The organism is Rhizobium sp. SYY.PMSO, from assembly GCF_046840415.1.
Taxonomy (GTDB): domain Bacteria; phylum Pseudomonadota; class Alphaproteobacteria; order Rhizobiales; family Rhizobiaceae; genus Rhizobium.
The window spans coordinates 722,191-743,389 of the sequence record NZ_CP177350.1 but is presented as its reverse complement, the minus strand read 5'-3'; the positions used below and the strand labels follow the sequence as shown (position 1 = coordinate 743,389).

General features: G+C 62.1%; 17 protein-coding genes and 2 pseudogenes. 5 read left to right on the top strand and 14 right to left on the bottom strand.

The features are described from left to right. Positions 1 to 8: 8 nt before the first annotated feature. From ACJJVH_RS21830 to hpaR, 11 genes and pseudogenes are all read right to left on the bottom strand, one after another. Positions 9 to 953, bottom strand: coding sequence for a helix-turn-helix domain-containing protein (locus ACJJVH_RS21830; RefSeq protein ID WP_412066115.1), 945 nt, complete (start codon positions 951 to 953; stop codon positions 9 to 11). A gap of 10 nt (positions 954 to 963) precedes the next feature. Next, complete coding sequence (locus ACJJVH_RS21825; RefSeq protein ID WP_412066113.1) at positions 964 to 1,680, bottom strand: SDR family NAD(P)-dependent oxidoreductase; 717 nt, start codon at positions 1,678 to 1,680, stop codon at positions 964 to 966. A 15-nt stretch (positions 1,681 to 1,695) separates the two neighbouring features. Further along, positions 1,696 to 2,412, bottom strand: a complete 717-nt coding sequence (locus ACJJVH_RS21820) for an ABC transporter ATP-binding protein (protein ID WP_112799542.1) — start codon at positions 2,410 to 2,412, stop codon at positions 1,696 to 1,698. A gap of 2 nt (positions 2,413 to 2,414) precedes the next feature. Then, a pseudogene (locus tag ACJJVH_RS21815) lies at positions 2,415 to 3,023 on the bottom strand (ATP-binding cassette domain-containing protein); the annotation flags it as partial. A 92-nt stretch (positions 3,024 to 3,115) separates the two neighbouring features. Then, entirely contained in the window at positions 3,116 to 4,153 is a 1,038-nt protein-coding gene (locus ACJJVH_RS21810; protein ID WP_412066112.1) for a branched-chain amino acid ABC transporter permease, read from the bottom strand. After that, positions 4,150 to 5,016: a branched-chain amino acid ABC transporter permease gene (locus tag ACJJVH_RS21805; protein WP_113356975.1), complete on the bottom strand. Its 867-nt coding sequence runs from the start codon at positions 5,014 to 5,016 to the stop codon at positions 4,150 to 4,152. Before ACJJVH_RS21805 ends, ACJJVH_RS21810 begins: the two co-directional genes overlap by 4 nt. A 169-nt stretch (positions 5,017 to 5,185) precedes the next feature. Further along, positions 5,186 to 6,439, bottom strand: coding sequence for an ABC transporter substrate-binding protein (locus tag ACJJVH_RS21800; RefSeq protein ID WP_113370070.1), 1,254 nt, complete (start codon positions 6,437 to 6,439; stop codon positions 5,186 to 5,188). Positions 6,440 to 6,498: 59 nt separating this feature from the next. Further along, the gene (locus tag ACJJVH_RS21795) at positions 6,499 to 8,094 is read right to left on the bottom strand and encodes a GMC family oxidoreductase N-terminal domain-containing protein (protein WP_113422629.1); all 1,596 of its coding nucleotides are present in this window, start codon (positions 8,092 to 8,094) and stop codon (positions 6,499 to 6,501) included. 3 nt (positions 8,095 to 8,097) lie between these two features. Beyond that, positions 8,098 to 9,504, bottom strand: coding sequence for an aldehyde dehydrogenase family protein (locus tag ACJJVH_RS21790; RefSeq protein ID WP_412066111.1), 1,407 nt, complete (start codon positions 9,502 to 9,504; stop codon positions 8,098 to 8,100). A gap of 101 nt (positions 9,505 to 9,605) precedes the next feature. After that, positions 9,606 to 10,592 (bottom strand): helix-turn-helix domain-containing protein, encoded by a 987-nt coding sequence (locus tag ACJJVH_RS21785; protein ID WP_113356979.1) that lies wholly within the window; start codon positions 10,590 to 10,592, stop codon positions 9,606 to 9,608. 97 nt (positions 10,593 to 10,689) lie between these two features. Further along, on the bottom strand, positions 10,690 to 11,211 hold the full coding sequence (gene hpaR, locus ACJJVH_RS21780) for a homoprotocatechuate degradation operon regulator HpaR (protein ID WP_113405735.1): 522 nt from the start codon (positions 11,209 to 11,211) through the stop codon (positions 10,690 to 10,692). A gap of 164 nt (positions 11,212 to 11,375) precedes the next feature. Here hpaR and ACJJVH_RS21775 point away from each other — a divergent pair, with 164 nt between their 5' ends. From ACJJVH_RS21775 to ACJJVH_RS21760, 4 genes are all read left to right on the top strand, one after another. Then, positions 11,376 to 11,768 (top strand): NUDIX hydrolase, encoded by a 393-nt coding sequence (locus tag ACJJVH_RS21775; protein ID WP_412066110.1) that lies wholly within the window; start codon positions 11,376 to 11,378, stop codon positions 11,766 to 11,768. Between the two features lie 377 nt (positions 11,769 to 12,145). Further along, positions 12,146 to 12,613: a MucR family transcriptional regulator gene (locus tag ACJJVH_RS21770; RefSeq protein ID WP_412066201.1), complete on the top strand. Its 468-nt coding sequence runs from the start codon at positions 12,146 to 12,148 to the stop codon at positions 12,611 to 12,613. A gap of 388 nt (positions 12,614 to 13,001) precedes the next feature. Further along, the gene (locus tag ACJJVH_RS21765; protein WP_112799525.1) at positions 13,002 to 13,472 is read left to right on the top strand and encodes a MarR family transcriptional regulator; all 471 of its coding nucleotides are present in this window, start codon (positions 13,002 to 13,004) and stop codon (positions 13,470 to 13,472) included. Further along, positions 13,469 to 14,692, top strand: a complete 1,224-nt coding sequence (locus tag ACJJVH_RS21760; protein ID WP_412066109.1) for a multidrug effflux MFS transporter — start codon at positions 13,469 to 13,471, stop codon at positions 14,690 to 14,692. The genes ACJJVH_RS21765 and ACJJVH_RS21760 overlap by 4 nt, the downstream gene beginning before the upstream one ends. 82 nt (positions 14,693 to 14,774) lie before the next feature. On the opposite strand, the gene ACJJVH_RS21755 is transcribed toward ACJJVH_RS21760, so the two are convergent. Further along, positions 14,775 to 16,046, bottom strand: a complete 1,272-nt coding sequence (locus ACJJVH_RS21755) for a CynX/NimT family MFS transporter (RefSeq protein ID WP_112799521.1) — start codon at positions 16,044 to 16,046, stop codon at positions 14,775 to 14,777. Next, positions 16,043 to 16,720, bottom strand: coding sequence for a FadR/GntR family transcriptional regulator (locus ACJJVH_RS21750; protein ID WP_113422624.1), 678 nt, complete (start codon positions 16,718 to 16,720; stop codon positions 16,043 to 16,045). The genes ACJJVH_RS21755 and ACJJVH_RS21750 overlap by 4 nt, the downstream gene beginning before the upstream one ends. Before the next feature lie 213 nt (positions 16,721 to 16,933). Here ACJJVH_RS21750 and ACJJVH_RS21745 point away from each other — a divergent pair, with 213 nt between their 5' ends. Beyond that, entirely contained in the window at positions 16,934 to 18,334 is a 1,401-nt protein-coding gene (locus ACJJVH_RS21745; protein WP_412066108.1) for a purine-cytosine permease family protein, read from the top strand. 111 nt (positions 18,335 to 18,445) lie between these two features. Here the strand turns inward: ACJJVH_RS21745 and ACJJVH_RS21740 are convergent. Beyond that, a pseudogene (locus ACJJVH_RS21740) lies at positions 18,446 to 20,980 on the bottom strand (MFS transporter). Positions 20,981 to 21,199 lie beyond the last annotated feature (219 nt).

Sequence of the window (21,199 nt, the reverse complement as noted above, 5' to 3'; positions counted from 1 at the left end):
TCGCCTGCTTAGGAAATTCGCGCCTTTCGCCATTGCGTCGGCGAGACGCCATAGCGATGGCGGAAGGCGCGCGAAAAATGCGCGCTGGAGGAAAAGCCGAGCGCAAAGGCAATCTCGGATATTTCGCCCGCATAGCCGCCTGCATCCCGCAACCGCGCTGCAGCTCTCTGCAGGCGCAGATCCCAGATATAGTCCGAAGGCGTCAGGCACTCGGCCTCGAATGCGCGATAGATATAGCGCACGGAGCAGCCCATGCGCCGCGCGATCATCGTCACGGTCAGGTCCGGACGCGCGAGATGGGTATCGATGAAATCCTTGATCCGCTGCAACAGCAGATCCAGCGGATTGGCAACCGGCCTTGCCGACGGCAGATCAGCACTGATCATGGTGCGGACGAGATCGATCATGGTCTGACCGACGCTTGCGCGCCGGGCCTCGTCGAGATGGTCGAGCTCATGCATGGTCGAGTCCATCAGCGACAACAGAATGCGGCACATGCCGTCATGCTCGGAATGTGCCGTGAAGGGTCGTACCAACCGTCCCAGGGCTGCATGGGGCAGCGCATGGCGCGGCAACTGCAACAATAGCTGGCGAACCGGCGTGCTGTTCGTCAGCATATAGGGACGGCCGGGGTCGTAGAGCACGAGCGCGTTCGGCGACACGGGCGCATGCAAACCGCCCTGCACCAGCGAGGCGCTGCCTTCCGTCTGCACGATGAGCTTGATCGCATCCGGATCGCCCGGACCGGCCATGACATGGTCGCCGAAAACGATGTGCCGATCCGCCTCCAGCCGCGTCAGCCGGCACACGCCCAGCATGGCCGACATCATCCGGCTCTTTTCCTCGTCGGCAGCGCCGAAGTCGAGCCGGACATTTCCGAACAGGTTGCGGGCAAGCCCGGCGAAAGCACGCCCGCTGGCGGTATCGACATGCCGTTGGAGTGCTGCAGCCATGATCGTATCCTTAAGAGGTGAGATAACCGCCATCGACCGGCAGGCAGGCGCCGGTGATATAGCGTGCCGCGTCGGACGACAGGAAGACGATGGCATCGGCAACTTCCTCGGCAGCACCCCATCGGCCTGCCGGAATGCGGCGCAGGATCGGTGCCGAGACCGGCTCGTCGGCAAACAGCGCCCGGCTCAAGGGCGTGACGATCCAGCCGGGCGCCACCGCGTTCACACGGATATCGGCCTGTGCATATTCCTGGGCGAGCGATTTCGTCAGCTGCATGATCGCCCCTTTGCTTGCCGCATAGGCCGGGCGGTCGGCAGCGCCGAAGGTCGAGTACATCGACGCGATGTTGACCATTGCCGATCCCGCCTGCATGCGAGAACGCGCCAGCCGGCAGCAATCCATGACCGAGGTCAGATTGATCGCCATCACCTCGTCGAAGGTCGCCTTCGCCCATTCGCCCCGATCGCGGCTGACGCCGGTGCAATTGACGAGAATGTCGATCGCCTCGACCGAGGTGAAGAAAGATTCCAGCGCGCCCGGCTTCAGCACGTCGACCTCATGGTTCTCGATCCGCCGGCTCGGCGGCGCCATCGACGCTCCAAGCCCGAAACTCAGCACGCGGGCGCCGAGATCGGCAAAGCGCCGGGCAGTCGCCGCACCGATGCCTGATGTACCGCCGGCAATGACGACCGTTCGCCCGGAAAAAAGATCGGCAGAAAAGGTCATGAAGTCTCCTTCGCTTCAGCTTGCCAGATAGGCGCCGTGAAGAATGTCCGGCTGGGCCTTGAGCGTCGCGGCAGCGCCCGAGAAAACGAGGCGCCCACGCTCCAGAACGAGCGCCTGATCGGCCAGATCGAGCGCGAGATTGGCGAACTGCTCGATCAGCAGAACGCCGATGCCGCGGTCGGCCGCGATCTTCAAAGCCTCGGCCAGACGCTTGACAACGGCCGGCGCGAGGCCAAGCGACAACTCGTCGACGATCATGAAGCGCGGCCTGGCGACGAAAGCCTGCGCCATCGCCACCATCTGCTTCTGACCGCCGGAAAGATCCGATGCCGATTGACGCCGCCGTTCGGCCAGCTCCGGAAAGATCCCATAGGCATGGTCGAGACCTTCGCGGCGCGCAGCCGCCGAGCCGTCGAGCGCCGCCACGAGAATATTGTCCTCCACCGAAAGCCGCCCGAGCACGCGATGCCCTTCCGGGACGAGCGCGAGACCGGCGCGGCGGATGCGGTCAGGCGAGAACCCTTCCAAGGCCGTGCCGCCCAGACGCACGGAGCCGCCCCGCGGCAGGACGCCGGCCATCGCCATGACCGTGCTCGACTTGCCGGCGCCATTGGCGCCGAGCAATGTCGTGATCTTGCCGGCCGCGACCGAAAAGGAAACCTCGTGGATGACGCGCTTGCCGCCGCGCTCGACGACGAGCTTTTCGACTGTGACTTCGGAAATGTCGCCCATTCTCAGAACTCTCCCAGATAAGCGCGCCGGACGTTGGGATCGGCCAGCACGGTCTGCGTCGGGCCGAGCGCCAGAAGCTTGCCGTAGTCGAGCACCATGGTTTCGCTGCACATGGAGCGGATAAGCTCGACGTCATGGTCGATGATCAGGACCTGCGCCCGGAATTCCGTCGGAATGCGCAGCACCAGCTCACGAAAGGTCTTTCCTTCCTCTTCGGTCAGGCCCGCAGCCGGCTCATCGAGCAAAATGAGCTTCGGCTCGCCGGTCACGCATTTTGCCAGCTCGACAAGACGGCGCTGGAAGAGATTGAGGGATTGGCCGAGCCGATCGGCAAGATCGGTCAGGCCGACGAAGGAGAGAGCCTGCTCGACTGCGTGGGAATGATGTCCGGTGCGGGCGACATGGTCGGCAATTGCGGCAATGTTGCCGGCCACCGTCAGATCCTCCACCACCTGCTCGGTCTGGAACGAACGGCGCAGACCTGCCCGCACCCGCTGCAGCGGCGTCATTGGCAGCAAGGCCCGCTCGCCGAGCGAGACCGAGCCCTGGATTGGCTTCACGAAGCCGGAGAGCACGTTGAGCAATGTGGTCTTGCCCGCGCCGTTCGGGCCGATGAGGCCCGCGACCGGTGCCGTCAGCACCGCACTGAGCTCGTTGATCGGCCGGACGCCGCCGAATTGAACGACGAGATTATCGATCTTGATCATCGTGTCCTCCCCCGGGAGAGACCGGCGCTCAGCCGGGCAATGAGAGCCGATATCTGCCCGGCAATGCCCGAGGGCGCCGTTGCCAGTGCCTGGAACAGGGCGACCCCGAAAATCCCGATGGTAACGTAGCCGTCGATACCGAGATCGGTCAGCAGCGCCGGCACCGCGCGCAAAAGCAGGCCCGCGATAACGGCCCCATACCAGTTGAAGACACCGCCGACGATGGCGAGCGCAAAGAGATTGAGGCTTTCGAAGGCGCCGAAGGCGCGCCCGTCGAGCTGGCCCACATTGCCTGCCAGCAATCCGCCGGCCAGACCGGCGAGAAAACCGCTCAAGGCGAAGGCCCAAGCCTTGTAGATCAGCACGTTGACGCCGCTTGCGACCGCAACGGTCTCGCCCTTGCGGATGAGGGCCCACGCCCGGCCGGGACGGGCAAGCTTATGGCCCTGCGCGATCAGGAGTCCGATCGTCGCGACCGCGCAGACATAGAGGAAATAGGAAACCTCGCCGCCCGCTATTGCAGGTCTTGCCAGCATGGCCCGGCCGGAGCCATCGGCCCTTCCGAGGAAACCAGGGCCGCCGTCGGGGAACCCCCAGGCGCTGATGACGATCTGGAAGCCGCCGGCAAGCATCAGTGTCACCAGCGCAAGATAGAGACCGCGCAGACGCAACGCCGGCACGCCGAATGCCAGCCCCACCACCGAGGCAACGACACCGCCGGCAAGCAGGCTGACCTCGAAAGGCGGATGAAAGGCGTGGCCGACGCGAAGCGTCATCCAGCCGCCGACGCCGACAAGCGCAAACTGGCAGAGAGAAACGAGGCCAAGCTGGCCGTAAAGAATGGCAAGCCCGGCAACGGACAGCGACAACGCAACGGCGGACGTCGCGGCGGACAGCCAGAAGGAATTGGCAAGGCAGGCGACGACGATCGAAAAAATCAGCATCGTCACAGGCACATGAAGAAGCTGCTTGGGCAGACGCACCATCGATATGCTTTCGGCGTTTGGGGCGATTGTTTGCTCCTGAACGGTCATCTGTCCTTCAACGCGGCCTTGGCCGTGCCTCCGAGAATCGTGACCGCGACGAGCGCGATGATGAAGGGCGCCGCTGCGCGATAAGGCGATATCCAGGCAATCGGCGTCAGCACGGCCTCGGCAATGCCGATCAGAATGCCGGCGACGGCCGTTTGCCACAGCGACTGCAACTGGCCGAGGATGGCCGCGGCAATCGCCGGGATCACCAGCAGGGTGAGAAACGTTCCCTGAAGCCGGACGAGATCGGCCAGCAACAGGCCGGCAAAGCCGGAGAAGATACCGGTGATGATCCAGGCGGCGGTTTCCGTATAGAGAATACGCACGCCGAGAATGGCGCTGAGATCGCGATCGTTGGCAAGGGCGCGCATGTCGAGGCCGAGACGCGTGCGGCTCAGGAGCAACGTGATGGCGACGACCATGACGACGGCCAGAATGATGGCGATGATGCGCGTGAAGGTGAGCCGAACGGCAAAGAGCGAGATAAACATCTGGTCGGTCGGGAATTGCAGCCGGCGCGGCAGTTCACCCCAGATGACGCCCATGATCGCGATCAGGACGAGCGCGGGCGCCAGGGTTCCGACGGCGCGCACGACGATATCGCGATGCGACAGCATGGGTGCGAAAACGCGGCCATAAAGAAAGCTGATCGCCGTCGAGACGAGAACGGCGGCGAGGATCGCGACTGCGAGCGGCATCTTCCACTCCAGCAATTGCCAGGCGCAATGCGCTCCGATCGCACCGAAGGCACCGAATGCGAAGTTGAGAACGCCGGTTGCCCGAAACAGGACGACAAGACCGACACCGGACAGCGCATAGACGGCGCCGATCCCCAGCCCGGAAATGACAAAGGGTAGAAGGTTCATGGATCGATCCTCTACGGCGCAGCGCGTCTTTCAGACGCGCAAAGAACGCCGTAACGCTTTAGATCAACGCATCGAGCTTTCCGAAAATCGATCCCGATCTTCGGGCCGATGCGTGGGGTCGCTCGGTTCCGCGGCTTTTCCGCCGCGGAACCGATGGCAAATGTCGGGCTCAGTTGATGCCGGCGGACTTTTCGAAGGCGCGGACGTCCTTCAGCTCCGGATCCGGCGACGGCGCGCAATCGGAAACGACCTTCCACTTTCCGCCTTCGCTGACGGCCATGCGCGTCGTCGAATTGGCGTTGTGGCGCGTCTCGCCATCACCGAAGTACCAGGGAGCGCAGAAGATATCGCTCTTGAAATCCTTGATCTGGCGGACGGCGGCCGAAGCGGTTTCACGGTCGATCTTGGCCGGGTCGAGCGTCATCAGCGCCTTCTCGGCGATGCGGGCAGCCAGATAGCCGGCCTGGGCGAAGGTATCGCGCGGATCGGACTTCTGACCGTACTGGTCCATGACGGCGAGCCAATTCTGGTTGTCCGGCGTCTGCGCGTTCAGATCGTTGAATTCCATGTTGACATAGAACTTGTCGTCCCAGCCGGGGCCGATGGTGGCAGGAACGGAAAGATCATAGGCAGAAGCGGCGCTGAGGAAGGTGATCGTCTGGTTGAGTCCCTGCTCCTCGGCAGCCGTCAGCAACGGTACGGCCACCCCTTTGGACAGGCCGAGGACGATGACATCAGGCTTGCTGGAAGCGGCCTGGAGGATGATCGACGTGGCATCGGCCGAGCCTGGATCCATTAGGATCGTCTGCGCGGCAAATCCCTTTTCCTTGGCGAGAAGCATCACGCCGTCGCAAGACCAGGTGCCGACATTCGGAATGTTCGGGCCGATGCAGACCACCGACTTGGCATTCAGCTTGTCGAGCGCATAGCCCATCGCACCGAGCATCGAGACGCGCGGTCCGGCATTGGTCGGCGCATAATTCTCGGCAAAGTAGCACTCACGCGGTACGCCGACGCCGGCAACGACGAGAATCCCCGACTTCTTGTAGAAATCGGCGTTCGCTCCGCATTCGACATAGCTGGAATTGCCGACCATCAGCACGGCTTTCTCGTCGTTGACGAGCTTTGCGGCCAGCTGCGCGGCGATTTCCGGATTCCACTGATCGTCTTCGACCAGATATTTGACCGGCCGGCCCTTGATGCCGCCATTGGCGTTGAGGCAATCGAAATAGGCCTTCGCCGCCTTGGTGGAATTCGAAAAGTCATCCGGTCCGGTCTTGCCGGTGATGGCGCCGATGATGATCGGCTCGCCGGTTGCCGGCTTACCGGTGTTATCGCCGCAGGATGCGGCCGCATGCGCGCTGAACGCCGAAACGAGCGTCAGGAAAAGGCCGATTGCCAGCCCTCTTATTTTGATAGGCATAGTCTCCTCCAGTTTGTTGTCCCGCTCCCCACGGGCTCTGTGCTTCACCGACTTCCGGCTCAGCCGGAAATCGCCTTTCCTGTCATGAAGGCGGCGGCCTTTGCCGCAATCATCATCGTCGGGGCATTGGTGTTGCCCGACACCAGCGTCGGCATGACGGAGGCATCGCAGACGCGCAGCCCCTCGATCCCCCGCACTTTCAGGTCCGGCCCGACCACGGCCATGCGATCGTCCGCCCGCCCCATGCGGGCCGTTCCCGCAGGATGGAATACGGTCTTGCACGATTGACGGATGTAATCGCGCAAGGCTTCGGGATCTTTCTCGACACCGGGCTTCGGCAGCACGCGGCGCTTGACCAGCTTCGCGAGCGCCGGCGCATCAAGGATGCGGATCGCCGTTTCGACACCGCGCACCAAAGTCTCGATATCGGCAGGATCGGAAAGCAGGTTGGCGTTGAAATCCGTCTGCTCGGTCGGATCGGCACTCTTCAACCGTATCCAGCCGCGCGATCGCGGACGCAGATAGCATGGGCCGATGCTGAGGCCGTGGCCGGGTTCCGGGTCGCGGTCGACAAAGCCGATCAGGACGGGAAGGACATGGAACTGGACATCGGGCTGTCCTGTTCCGGCCGTGTCGATAAAGCCGCCGCACTCGACGACGTTGGAAGACAGGAGCCCGCGATGCGAAGTCAGATAGCGCAGCATGTGACCGGCGGCCCGCAGGCCCTTGTCATGGCCGAGGATCGAGATCGGCTCGCGCGTCTCGCCCTGCACCGGCACTTCCAGATGGTCCTGATAGTTGGCGCCGACGCCCGGCAGGTCGGCAACGACCTTGATGCCGAGCGAGGAAAGATGCTCGCCATTGCCGATGCCCGAGAGTTGCAGGATCTTCGGCGTCGCGATGGCGCCGGCGGTGAGCGCGATCTCGCGAGATGCCTTGAAGATCGTGCCGTCGAGCAGCTCGACGCCGACGGCCTTCTGCCCCTCGAACAGGATGCGAGCAACCTTGCGCTGCGTCAGCACGGTCAGGTTCGGTCGCTTCTCCGCCTCGCGTAGAAAGGCCTGCGCCGAACTCCAGCGACGGCCACCATAGGTCGTGCTTTGATAAAAGCCGACGCCGGCCTGATCCGCGCCGTTGAAATCGTCGTTAAGAGGAATGCCGATCTCGGTCGCCGCCTTGATGAAGGCTTCGCTCAACGGATGGCGGTGGCGGGGATCGGAAACGCGCAGGCCACCCTTCCTGCCATGAAACTCCCCGTTCAGCCGCTCGTTGTTTTCCAGCGAGCGGAAAGCCGGAAGCACATCCTCGTAGGACCACCCCTGGCAACCCATCTGCGACCAGGTGTCATAGTCGTTGCGATGACCGCGGATGTAGATCATCGCATTCACGGAGCTGCCGCCGCCCAGTACGTTGCCCTGCGGCACGATGCTCGGCCGGCCGTTCAAACCCTTGTCGGGGTTCGAGGCATAGGGATGGATATCGATGCCTTTGCCCAGCACCTTGAAAAACGTTGCGGGGATATGAATCCAGGGATCGGAATCCCGCCGGCCGGACTCGATCAGCAGCACCTGATGCGCCGGGTTTTCCGAAAGCCGGTTTGCCAGCACGCAACCCGAGGAGCCGCCACCGACGATGATATAGTCGTAACTCGCCATGGCTCAGCTCAGCACGGTCTGGATTGTGGTGAATTCCTTCAGCCCTTCCGCGCCGAACTCGACACCGATGCCGGACTGCTTGACGCCGCCGAAAGGCGCGTTGGGCTGGATCGTGCCGTGCTTGTTGATCCACACCGAGCCGCACTCGAGCTGCATCGCATAGCGCTTCGCCTTTTCCGCGTCGGAGGACCAGACGGAACCGCCAAGACCGGCCGGATTCCGATTGGCGCGGGCGACCACTTCGTCGATGTCGCTGTAGCGGATGATCGGCAGGGCCGGACCGAACTGTTCCTCATCGACCAGCCGCACGCCATGATCGACATCGGCGACCAGCGTGATCGGATAGAAATAGCCGGGGCGATCCATCGGTGCCCCGCCGGTCAGGATGCGGCCGCCACGAGCGCGCGCATCGTCGACGAGCTCGCGCACCTTGTTGAACTGCATCTCGTTCTGCACCGGCCCGAGAATGCTCGTCTCGTCCAGCCCGTCGCCGACATTGATCCTGGAGGCGTAATCCGCAAGACCGCGGCAGACGTCCTCATAGATGCTGTCATGCACATAGAGACGCTTCAGCGCCGCGCAGGTCTGGCCGTTGTTGATGAAAGCGCCCCAGAACAGTCCTTCCACGATCGCCTTCGGATCGGCATCGGGCAGGACGATGCCGGCATCGTTGCCGCCGAGCTCCAGCGTCAATCGCTTCAGGGTCGCAACGGCCGAGGCCATGACCCTCTTGCCGGTCTCCGTCGAGCCGGTGAAGGTCATCTTGGCGATGCCGGGATGGGCGGAAAGAGCGGCGCCGATGGCGTTTTCGCCGGTGACGACGTTGACCACGCCAGGGGGCAGAACCTCGTTCATGATCTCGACGAGGCGGATGGTCGACAGCGGCGTCAAAGGCGATGGCTTGATGACGACGGTGTTGCCGGCCCGTACCGCCGGCACGATATGCCAGCAGGCGATCATCACCGGCCAGTTCCAGGGCGTGATCGAGCCGACGACGCCGATCGGCTTGCGATGCAGCTCCACACGTCCCTCATTGTCGTCCTGCAGGATTTCAACGGGCAGATCGAGTTCGGCGGTGTGGCGCGTCCAGGCAAGCGCCCCGCCGATCTCGAAGCGCGAGCCAAGACCGTTCAGCGGCTTGCCCTGCTCGCGGGTCAGGATCTGGGCGAGTTCTTCGGCATGCTCATTGATCTTTTCCGCAACGGCGCGGCAGGCTGCGGCCCTCTCCTCGCTCGAAGTCTGCGACCAGCTCCTGAAGGCTTCCGCCGCGGCAGCGACGGCACGATCGAGATCCGCTTCGCTGGCGAGCGGCATGTAGCCGACCACATCGCCGTTCGAGGGATTTGCAACCGGTGCATGATGGGACGTGGCGACAGCCTCGCCACCGATAAGCAGGGTATACTGCTTCACGACATTCTCCTCCCGTGACTTTCGAGAGGACTATGGCCGCTGTCGCAGAACCCGTCTTGGGGAGAAACGCGCCTCGTCTTGGACTGGAGCGCACCTGCGCTTCAATCCAGCCTGTGGCCCGGCTCAACCGCGCGAAGCAGCTCGCTCGGGGCACAATCGAACAGGTCCTTGAAGCTGCGATTGAAATAGGAAATGTCGTTGAATCCGGCCGAATAAGCGACTTCGGCTATCGTCGTCGGGTTGCGCTGCTCCTTCAGCTGCTCGATCTTCTCGCGCGCGAAGCGGAGACGCTTGTCACGGATGACGGTGGTGCAGGTCATGCCCATGCCCTGGAAATCCTGCTGCAGGGTGCGGATCGACACGCCAAGCCGCGTCGCCAGCCATTTGGCGCTGAGGTCGCTGTCGGTAAGGTGCCGGTCGATGAGGATGTCGACCATCTGCATGCGCCGGCTGGCGCTTTCGTGCAGCGTATTCAGGCTCTCCGCCTGAATACCGGTCGACAGAAACGCCTGACGCGTCGTGTCGAACATCAGCTGGCGCAGATGCGGAGAGGCCACATCGTTTTCCGGCGTCGTCATCATCTTGGCGATCAGCGCGCGCAGCATCATGGCCATCGGATCGCTTGCCACGAGCTTGCGGGCGACGTCGAAATCCACCTTGCTGTTCGAATACATCAGCTGCCGCGGTAGATGCAGCGACAGATGGTTGGAGAAGTGCCCGCGAAAATAGAATGTCGTCGGCCGCGTGGAATCGACGAGAATACACTCGCCGACATCGAGGATATTCTGCTGGCCGGAATGCTCGACGCCGCAGACGCCTTCCAGCTGCAAGATCAGGAACAGGTGCTCGTTGGCATCGCGGCGAATGTCATCCCAGTCGCGGTGGACGTAGTCGAGATCGTTGGAGACATGGGCGAACTCCATGCCGCAGACGTCGATGCGGCTGGCCGTACCGACAACGCTGTCGCCGCGCTGCACCGTATGCGGATTGAAGTTCCCGCAAATGCTTTGAAGATCGTCAACCCATTGATCGTAGGGTGTCGGCGACCAGGTCCGGTCAACCAGGCTGCGGTTCTGCAACAGGTCCAACTCCGCCTCCCAACAGTGTCAGCACTGCGAAAGACTGCTACAGATCCCCTGGCGCGTCAATCAAATACTTAACACATTAACAAAGCCGGAGCAGCTTTCATTCCTCGCCGGTCGAACCGTTCTCCAATTTCAGGGACGCCAGCTCTTCCAGCATATCGAGGAGCTTTTCCACGCGCTCCACGCCAAAGCGGGCGTCGATATCCGCATAGACCTTCAGGCTCTCCGGCATGACGTCCTCGACGATCGCCTCTCCGGCGGGCGTAATCTGCAACAGCACCCTGCGGCCGTCGGCATCGTCCTTGTGCCTGGTGATGAAGCCGCGCTCCTCAAGCGAGCGAAGCATGCGCGTCAGGCTCGGCGCCAGGATGGAGGCCTTGTCTGCAAGTTCCGTGGCATCGAGCTTGCCTGCCTCATGGAGGATACGAATGACGCGCCATTGCTGCTCGGTCACGTCATGCGCCGCCAGGATTGGCCGGAAATGGCTCATGACCGCTTCGCGAGCGCGCAGAAGTCCGATCGCCAGGGAACGGCGGCGATCCCGCGACGGTCGCTTGGAAGGTGCTTTTGTGACGTCGGGCTCCGGTGATTGCCGGACGTCCCGGTCTGATTTGTTTTGCATTTCGACATATTCGCTTAGATGAAGGCTCTCACTGATTAACATGAGAATCACTCAGTGCAAGGCGTTGCGAGAATTACCGCCCAGTGCGCGGCAATTCTGCGCAGTTGGCGGGACGCCTGCAAAAACCGGTTGAAACCGCGTCGTGAATCCGATGGAGTTTGCCAATGACGAAGACGATACGCATAGCGGCTGCCCTGCTGCTGCGCCCGGATGGCGACACATTGCTCGTGCGCAAGCGCGGCACCACGGCATTCATGCAGCCGGGAGGAAAGGTGGAGCCGCAAGAAACAGCCGAGGCGGCGCTTGTCCGAGAGCTGCTCGAAGAGCTCGGCCTCGCCACGGAGACGAAGGATCTGATCTTTCTCGGCCGCTTCCAGGCACCTGCCGCCAACGAGCCGGACCATCTCGTCGTTGCGGATGTATTCCGCCTGCATGTGAGCGATGCCGGGATTGCGGCAACGGCCGAGATCGAGGAAATCCGCTGGGTGTCGCCTCAAAACCCGGGAAATATCATCATGGCGCCACTGACCGAGCACCATATCCTGCCATATCACTGACGACAGGACATGTCCTCGAACTGACCCGGCCGAGGATCATGGCCGTATCAGCAAACGGCAAAAACCATCACGCCTGCGCCGCGGAAATGCCGATATCGGGCCAGCGCAGAGGCGACCGGAAATCCGCCACACCGCTGCCTGCAAGCTGTGCCGCGCCATCATAAGCCATTGAATACCCGGCCTCCTTCGGTCAATTGGCGTGGGTAGAATTCAAGTATTGTGACAAAACGAGAAACCTATAATCTTAAACTTCTAAAAAAGCATATTTACTATGAATATAAACCACCAACATAGAATATATTAAGTTGCCTCATTTTTTATTGAAAGTAAAAATGACATTCGATACACAAGTAAAAAAGCACTGCATGAGGCCGGGAATGAAAAAGGAAAATAACGCCAGCTACGAGAGGTTCATTGAGCTAACGAGCAAGATCGTGTCCGCCTACGTACTTCGCAATGCGACTGCACCGGAAGATTTGCCAAGGCTCATCATCGAAACGTATTCGGCGTTGACCGGCTCTTTACAACCCGCATCGGCGGCATCGGAGAAATCGCCGAAACCGGCGGTGCCGATCAAGAAATCCGTTACCGACGAGTATCTGATCTGTCTGGAAGACGGCGGGAAGTATAAATCGCTGAAACGACACCTGAATACCAAATACGGCCTCAGCCCGGAAGAATATCGAAAGAAATGGGGATTGCCCGTGGATTACCCCATGGTCTCCGCCTCCTATGCGGCCACGAGGTCGACACTGGCAAAGAAGGCGCTTCTGGGCCATCCGAAAAATACGACCGAAGTCCCTCAGGCCGTCGCGCGCACCCGACGCAAACGGGATGCCGGCTGAGGCGAAGCTATTCATGAACAGCCTGTCTTTCGCATGATCTCTCGCTCTGCGAAATCAAGGGAGCGGCAACCATTCGCCCTCGCCTGCAAATGCGACGACTGTCATGCGTTCGCCCTCCCGAAACCTCGGCGGCACTACCCCTGAGAGAATAGCCAAAGTCCTTCCGCTTTCTTCGAATAGCGAAAACACCTATCCTTACCCTTTGTTTTTGGGCACTTCCGACCAGAAGCCGCCCGGCGCTTTCCCGGAATTGCTCTCGGAACGTCGTTATACCGAGCCGCCATATCGGCCCGATCCACCAGGCATTCGTTTTGAAACGCCTCCCATCTTGCAATTAATTTGCATGCCATCTAATTAGTTTGCACACAAACTAATTGGGGAACTTTGCATGCTCGACAAGCCGAATCCGGAATTTGCCGGCAGGCGACTTGGGACATTGATCGGACTTGCCGCCCGGCAGTGGCGTCGGGCGGTGGATCTGCGGCTGCAGTCGTTCAACCTCACGGAAGCAACGTGGTTGCCCCTGCTTCGCCTCGCCCAGGCGGATGGGCCTATGCGGCAGAAGGATCTCGCCGCAATTCTGACCCTCGATACATCCTCGGTCGTGCGCATTCTCAACAACCTCGATGCCGCCGGCCTGATCGAGCAGCGCGAAGATCTGGAGGACCGCCGCGCCAAGGCGATCGAAATCACCGAGGCGGGCCGGACGTTGGTGCGGCAGGTCGAAACGGTCTCGCAGGATGTCGAGGGAGAGGTCCTCAAGGGGATGCCGCCGTCTGACCTTGCGGCAACCCGCCGCGTCCTCGAACAGGTCTGCCAGGCATTAATATTGTCGAACGACGGAAGCCATAGGTCATGAGCGTTGGATTGCGACAGCCGCGGCAGCAGCCCGAGGAATTGCCGGCGGCGGCCTATACGCCTCTGTGGCTTCTGGCGCTGATCACGCTCAGCGGAACTTTGGCCATGCACATCTTCGTGCCTGCCCTTCCGCTTGCCGCAGAGGCCCTCGGCGCGACCACTCACGCCACACAGCTCACCCTTAGCGCCTACATCGTCGGCCTCGCCCTCGGGCAACTGGTCTACGGTCCCGTTTCGGATCGCTTCGGTCGCCGGCCGGTGCTGGTCGCCGGCATGTTACTTTATACCGCCGCGAGCCTCGCGGCCCTCTTCTCGCCGACCATCGATCTCCTGATCGCAGCCCGATTGTTTCAGGCGCTTGGCGGCTGTTCCGGCCTTGTGCTCGGCCGCGCCATCGTTCGCGACGGCGCCTCGGGCGCCGAAGCCGCGCGAAAACTCTCGCTGATGAACCTGATGACCATGGCAGGGCCTGGGCTTTCGCCGCTCCTCGGCAGCGCGCTTGCCGAAACGACAGGCTGGCGCTCCATCTTCGTTGCGCTTACCGGTCTCGGCCTCGCCAACCTCCTGCTTGTGCTCTACCTGCTGCGTGAAACCACCGGACGCCAGGGCCACGGTGTCGGACAGGTCGTCAGCAACTACCTTCAGCTTCTCCGCTCGCGGGCCTTCCTCGGCTACACGATCGGCGGCGGATGCGCCACGACCTCGGTCTATGCCTATATAGGCGCCGCACCTTTCATCTTCGTCAACCAGCTTCATCGTCCGATTTCAGAAGTCGGCATCTATCTGGCCATCAACATTGCCGGCATCTGGCTCGGCAGCCTCGCGGCCAGCCGCATCGTGAGCCATATGGCCATGACGCGGGTGATGATCATGGGCAATGTCATCAGTTGCATCGCCGCCTTCGTCTTCCTGACGGGAGCCGCAACGGGTCATCTCGACGTGGCTCTGGCCGTTGCCTCCATGCTGTTCTTCAGCTTCGGCGCCGGTATCGCCTCGCCGGCAGCGCTTGCCGAAACGCTGAGCGTCAATCCGCAGGCGGCGGGTTCCGCTTCGGGCCTCTACGGCGCCGCTCAGATGGCAATCGGCGCGATCTGCACGGCGCTTGGCGGTCTTGGCGACAATCCGGCGCTGGCCACCGGCTGCGTTCTGCTCAGCGCCGGCATCCTGTCGCAACTTTCTTTCTGGATCGCCAATCGCAGCAGAACCACGCTGGCCTCCTGAAAGATTCCGCGATCGGGCAGGCAAGTCATCCCATCCTGTTACCGCCGTTCGCCGGCTGCCATCGACATGGCGGCGCAGCCGATCATGGCGTTTCGACGATCCTCGCGTTGACGGTGATCGCACGGCCAGCGAACCAGCCGTTGAACGCGGCACCGAGACCGAGCAGCACGAACAACACGGAGCTCCAGGCGAAGCTTCCCGTCCAGCCATGGATCATGCCGACGACCAGCGGGCCGACCGCTGCGAGCAGATAGCCGACGAATTGCGCCATGCCGGAGAGGTGCGCCGCGACATGCGCGTCAGGCGAGCGCAACACGATGACGGTCAGTGCCACCGCGATCAAACCGCCCTGCCCGACACCTTGCAGCACGGCCCAGAACCAGACCATCCAGAGCGGCGCAAAGAGCAGACCCAAGAGAGCCGCGACCGCGATCACGCAGAGCGCGACGTTGATGGCGCGCTGATCCCTGCCCTTGACGGCGATGTGCGGCGCGACGAGGCAGGCTGCCGCCTGCACCATGACCGAGACGGAGACGATGGCTCCCGCCGTCACACCGTCAAGTCCGCGCTCGCGCAATATGGGCACGAGCCAACCGAAGACGCAGTAAGCAAGGGCGGACTGCAATCCCATGAAGAGCGTCACCTGCCAGGCGATGGGGTCGGTCCAGAGACCGGAAACGCGGAAACCGCTGCGCCGGACCTGGCTGCGCGCGCCGATCACCTGCGGCAGCCACAGGAGCCCGACCACGAAAGCCGGGAGCGCCCAGGCGGCAAGCGCGCCGCCGAGCGATCCGCCAAGGGCATGCTCGATAGGAAGCGTGAGGCCGGCGGCACTGGCCGCGCCGGCGCAAAGCGCCATCGTATAGCAACCCGTCATCAGCGCCGCCTTGTCCGGAAAATCGCGCTTGACGACGCCGGGCAGCAGCACGTTGCCGATGGCGATGCAGGCACCGGCCAATGCCGTACCGAAGAACAGCAGCGGGACGGAGGAAAAACCGCGCAGCGCCGTGCCGAGCCCCAGCAGAAAGATCATGCCCAGCAGGACGCGCTCGGTTCCGATACGCTGCGCAAGTCTTGGCGCCAGCGGCGAAAACAATCCCAGGCAGACGACCGGCAAGGTCGTAAGGATGCTGGCGCCGAAGGAGGAAAGGCCGAGTCCGGTCCGAATCTCCGGCAGAAGTGCCGATGCACTCGAAAAAACGGGTCGGAGATTGAAGGAAATGAGCACAAGGCTCAACCCCAGCAGCAGCCTGCCGATCGGCGATTTGCCCCCATGCGGCTGCGGCGGCGGAACTTCGTTGGCCTCGGCATCGATCAATTCGACGGAGGCAGGATCTTGCGAAGGCATGGTCATGACATAAGCAACCGATCAAGAGTGGCGACAACGGGGGCCATGAAGCGGCGTACGGCGCTATCGGCCGCCTCGGGATCTCCGGCTTCGATGGCATCGACAATGGCGATATGCGCCTGCATATCCGGCTCGGGGATGCTCTCGCCGAGCGTCGCCGCGATGGTCTCGGCAATCGAAAGAGAGAAGAACTCGTAGATTTCGATCATCGCCCTGTTCTGCGAGGCCGCAACGACAGCTTTGTGGAAAGCAAGGTCGCGCTCGACGAAAGCGGCCTTGCCACCGCCAGCATAATTGCCACGGGCAGCCAGCAATGCGCGCAACTGCGAAACGACGGCAGGAGAATGCCGAGTGGCGGCAAGCCGCGCCGCCTCGACCTCAAGGGCGAGCCGGGCCTCGAACCGATCCCTCAATCCGGCGCGCCGCGCCATGTCGAGGGGGCGGCTGACATCCGCGGTCGAGAGCACATAGGTTCCGGACCCCTGCCGCGTTTCGAGGAAGCCTTGGGAAACCAGCACTCGCACCGCCTCGCGGATCGTGCCGCGGCTGACGGATAGCATGGATGAAAGCGAAGCCTCGTTGGGCAGTTTTTCACCGACAAGCCAGCGTTGGGCAATAATTTCGTTGCGAATTGCCTCGACGGCTGTATCCGCAAGGGTGGTTTTGGTGAGGGCGCGCATGATCGGATTTCATCAAGTCATCAGATGACTTTATGATTTAGCGGACGAACGGCCTCTCGTCAACGGCTGTCCGCAGCGCAGCTTTCAATCCCCGAAATGCCGGCCGGCCCGCTTCCCGACCGCCTGTCGAAGTAAATGTATATACACAAATGCTCCTTCCCCTATATAAGGCGGCCCCGTGAGTATCCGAATTTCCCCCAGGAGGAAGGCACCATGAGTGACGGCAGAGCAAGCGACGGGCTTGCTGAACGCAGAACAATAGACAGAATACCGGAAAGCGAGCGACACGGTTCCCCGCGGGATCAGTTCACGCTCTGGTTCGGCGCCAACTTGCAGATCACCGCCGTTCTGGATGGTGCGCTTGCCGTTGTCTTCGGAACGGAGGCGATGACCGCAATCGTGGGGCTGGCCGTCGGCAACATCCTGGGCGGGATCGTGATGGCGCTTCACTCCGCCCAGGGGCCTCGCCTCGGCCTGCCGCAGATGATCAGCAGCCGCGCGCAGTTCGGCGTCAAGGGCGCGACCCTTCCGCTGCTCCTCGTCATCCTGATGTATCTGGGCTTTGCGGCGACAGGCACGGTGCTTGCCGGCGAGGCCATGAATCTTCTGCTTGGCTCATCCAATCCGGCTGTCGGCATGGTCGTCTTCGGTGTGCTTACGGCGGTGATCGCGCTCGTCGGCTACAAGGTCATCCACATCATGGGTCGGATCGCCACGGTCGTCAGCGTTCTGGGCTTTGCCTATCTCGCCTATCAGCTGTTCCATCAATACGACATCCACTCGGCCTTCGGCCAGAAGCCGGCGACGGTGGCGACCTTCCTTCTGGCTGTCTCGCTCTCGGCCGGATGGCAGCTGACCTACGCGCCCTACGTTGCCGACTACTCGCGCTATCTCCCGTCCTCGACGCCCGATGGCAAGGCATTTTTCTACACGCTGCTCGGCTCGGCGATCGCCTCGCAGCTTGCCATGACGTTCGGCGTGCTCGTCGCGGCCCTCGGCGCCAAGTTCCTTTCAAATCAGGTTGGCTTTCTGGGAACGCTGGCGGGTGAAGGCGCGGTTCTCGTCTACGTCGTCATCATCTGCGGAAAGCTGACGATCAATTGCCTGAACGCCTATGGCGGCTTCATGGCGATCCTTACGACCTTCACCTCGTTCAGCAACCAGACCCGCATTTCCAGGGGCGCCCGGGCGGTTTACATCGTCGGCTTCGTCGCTTTGTCGGTTCTGATCGCGGTGCTTGCCAGCGCCGATTTTCTGTCGGCATTCAAGAACTTCGTCCTGATGCTGTTGGCGGTGTTCGTCCCGTGGAGCGCGATCAATCTCGTCGACTACTACCTCGTCTCGAAGGAGAAGGTGGATATTCCAGCCCTCTATGATCCGAATGGTCGCTACGGCGCTTACAATTGGACAGCGCTGGGATGCTATATTCTCGGGGTCGTCGTTCAAATTCCGCTTCTCAATCAGCCCCTCTACGAAGGCCCGATCGCGGTCATGCTCAATGACGCCGATCTGTCCTGGGCTGTCAGCCTCATCGTGACCAGTGCGGTCTATTACGTCCTGCAACGCAAGGCGAAGATTGCGCCGAAGGACATGATACTGGACGTCAAAGCCTGACGCTTAACCGACAGCCGGGTGATTGCGGCAACGCATTCACCCGGCACCGACGTACGTGAAGCAACTCCAGGAAACGCGCGTGGCGGCATTCCCGGAGCTGCCCGTCGGTCCCTAACGCTTGCCTTTTTCGAAGAAAAGCAGCAAGGCAAGTCCCAGCAGGCCGGCCACAGCTCCGATAAGAGCCGTTCCGGAATAGCTGCTGATCGCCGTGCCAATGGCGAAAAGAAGAGCGCTCAAGCCGGCGCTCAGGAAAATATTGACCGATATCAGAGCGCTTCCGAGACCCGGGCGCTCGGCAATCAGGTCCTGCAGGTAGGTGATGGGGATGCTGATGAGCGCCGCCGCCCCGATCCCGCTGATGAGGGTCAGCGCATAGACGTGCCACGGCGCCGAAGCCAATCCAAGCAGAACCAGATAGGCCACATAGATGACCGTGCCGATCGCGAGCGCCCTGACATGGGTCATGATCCGCTGAGCGCGTCCCCAAACAATGATGAAGACGACTTCGAGAAGGGCGACGATCCCCACGAGAATGCCGATATCGGCGACGGTCCCATGCGCCGCACCGGTGACGATGAGCGGCAGAATGGCGCCGTTGACATGCAGCGTGCTGCTGATCAGCGCCACCGCGATCAGGCGCACGAAGACCGGCGGCGAAATGACCTCCCCGAGCGCTGCGAGATAGGAGAGATGGCGCGCGGCCGCCTTGTCGGTGCCGTCCTGATGCGGAAGGAAAACGGCGATCAGTCCGAAGCAGGCCGCACAGGCGAGACCCGCAAACAGATAGGCGGGCAGCATGCTCGCGGAGTTCGCAAGCAGCGCGCCGGTAATTCCGGGCACCAGAACCCAGGAGAGCGAGATCATCGCGCGGACGCCGGAGTTGACCGTGGCGACCTCGTTGCGCTCCATTCCGCCGGTCGCGACCCTGACATTGGCAAAGAGCAGCGAGTTGAGGGAGCCGTAGACCGGCAGGAAAAACAAGGCGCTCAGAATGAAGGTCGCCTGTGCCGGAACCGCAAAGACGGCGCCGTAACCGACTATGCCGAAAATGGCGACCGTCAGCATCATCGGGCGATATTTGCCGAGACGATCCGCCAGATTTCCCAGCAGAATGCTGACGACGACGTTCACCGCAGCCGCACAGAAGATCAGCGTCGAATACAGTCCGTTGCTGAGCCCGAGTTCGCGGATGCCCACGACCGACTGATAGGGCGACGTCGCGGCGCCGGCGAAACCAAAGGCGAAAATGGCGAGCATGCTCACCCGAATGGTCGGGTTGCGAAAAACGTCAGGGAGAAGGCGGGTCATTGGCGGGTCGAGGATCTGACAAATCACCCGGTATCCGGGCGATGGGCTTGTAGCAGGTTTGCGACTGCCCGGAACCTGCCAAAACGCTCAATAGCGACGGCGGCACAAAAAATCTCACCTGATGGCGCCCGACCGCGCCATGGCCGCCAGGCCGATGGCAGCCGCCAGAGAGAATATCGCCGGAAGATAGAAAACGTTCGGGAGCCCGAGATAGGCAACCCCGACACCGCCCACGCCGCCGCCGAGCGCGCTGGCGAGAGCCGAAGAGCTCATGAAGATCGCCGAGGCCGTCGCGACGGCACTCGGGAGGAGCCTTTGGGCAACGATCAGCCCGAGAACCATATAGAGCCCCCACACCCCGCCCATCAGGATCTGCCCGGCAAACATGCCGGCGGCCGTCGGCCAGGCCGCAAAGCACAGATTGGCCATCACGCCGCAGATCGCCGCGATGCACATCATCCACAGAATGCCGATACGCCGCGCCAGCAGGACGCTGAACGGCATCAGGATCAGCTCTATGAATGGCTGCGTCCCGATCACCGATCCCTGAATGGAGGGATCGAGCTTGAGCTGGTCCTGCATATAGAGCAGCAGGAAACCATATTTGATCGGCTCACCGGCATAGACGAGGACGTAGAGGCCGGTAAAAGCAAGCAGGGGCAGCATTTCGGACCAGCCGACCCGATCGGCCGCCTCGATCTCTTCATCCGCTCGCTGCCTGGAATCGGCAAGAGCGCGCATGGTTCCCAATGGAACGATCTGCGCAAGGAAACAGATGGCCGTTCCCCAAAGCATGGCGCGAAGACCAATTTCAGCAGCGAACCAGGCGCCCAGAAACGGCCCGATGACCCATCCGGCCGTCAGCGCCATCCGGATAATCGCGACAACGCTATCGTTCGCGCCCGCGCCCTCCGCTTTGAGATCGTCGTGGATGGCGGTGAAAAGCTGCGAGGTCGCAGATCCCGAAAAGCCCAGAATGACGGTGCCGATCGCGAACGGCATCCATGGCTTGGTCGAAAGGGCGATCCCCGCCCATCCGAGAGCACCGGCCACGGCGCAGAGCCGGAAGAGGCCGAGACGTTGCCCGGTCCTGTCGGAATAGCTGCCGACGAGATAGCCGGCGACCGGCGCGGCAAGGCCGGTCAGATAGTAGAGACCCGCCACCGGCAGGGATGTTCCAAGCTCCTTCACGAGAAAGAGGACGATCTGCGGCAGCGAAGCCGACGTAGCCAGCCCGGAGAGAAACAGTGCGAGCGTCGCGCCGCGATAGAGTGGCGAGGTCCAAACCTGCCGCAGCGCCGTAACCCTGCTGGAGGTCGTCAGGGATGGCGCGTCCATAATCTCATCATCCGTCTTAACCGGGTTGCCGGAATGCCTTCTCCGGCCAAACGGCACACGACGATCCTGATCGATTGCAGCCAAACCGGTGTTTGCCGCCCGACGGACATCACGCCTTCATCCGGGATATCGCCTATCCTTCGCCAAAGCCGGTCGGAACGCAAATGGTCGCATCGCGCATTTCAGCAGCCGACGCGCATTATCCACATCATTCATCAT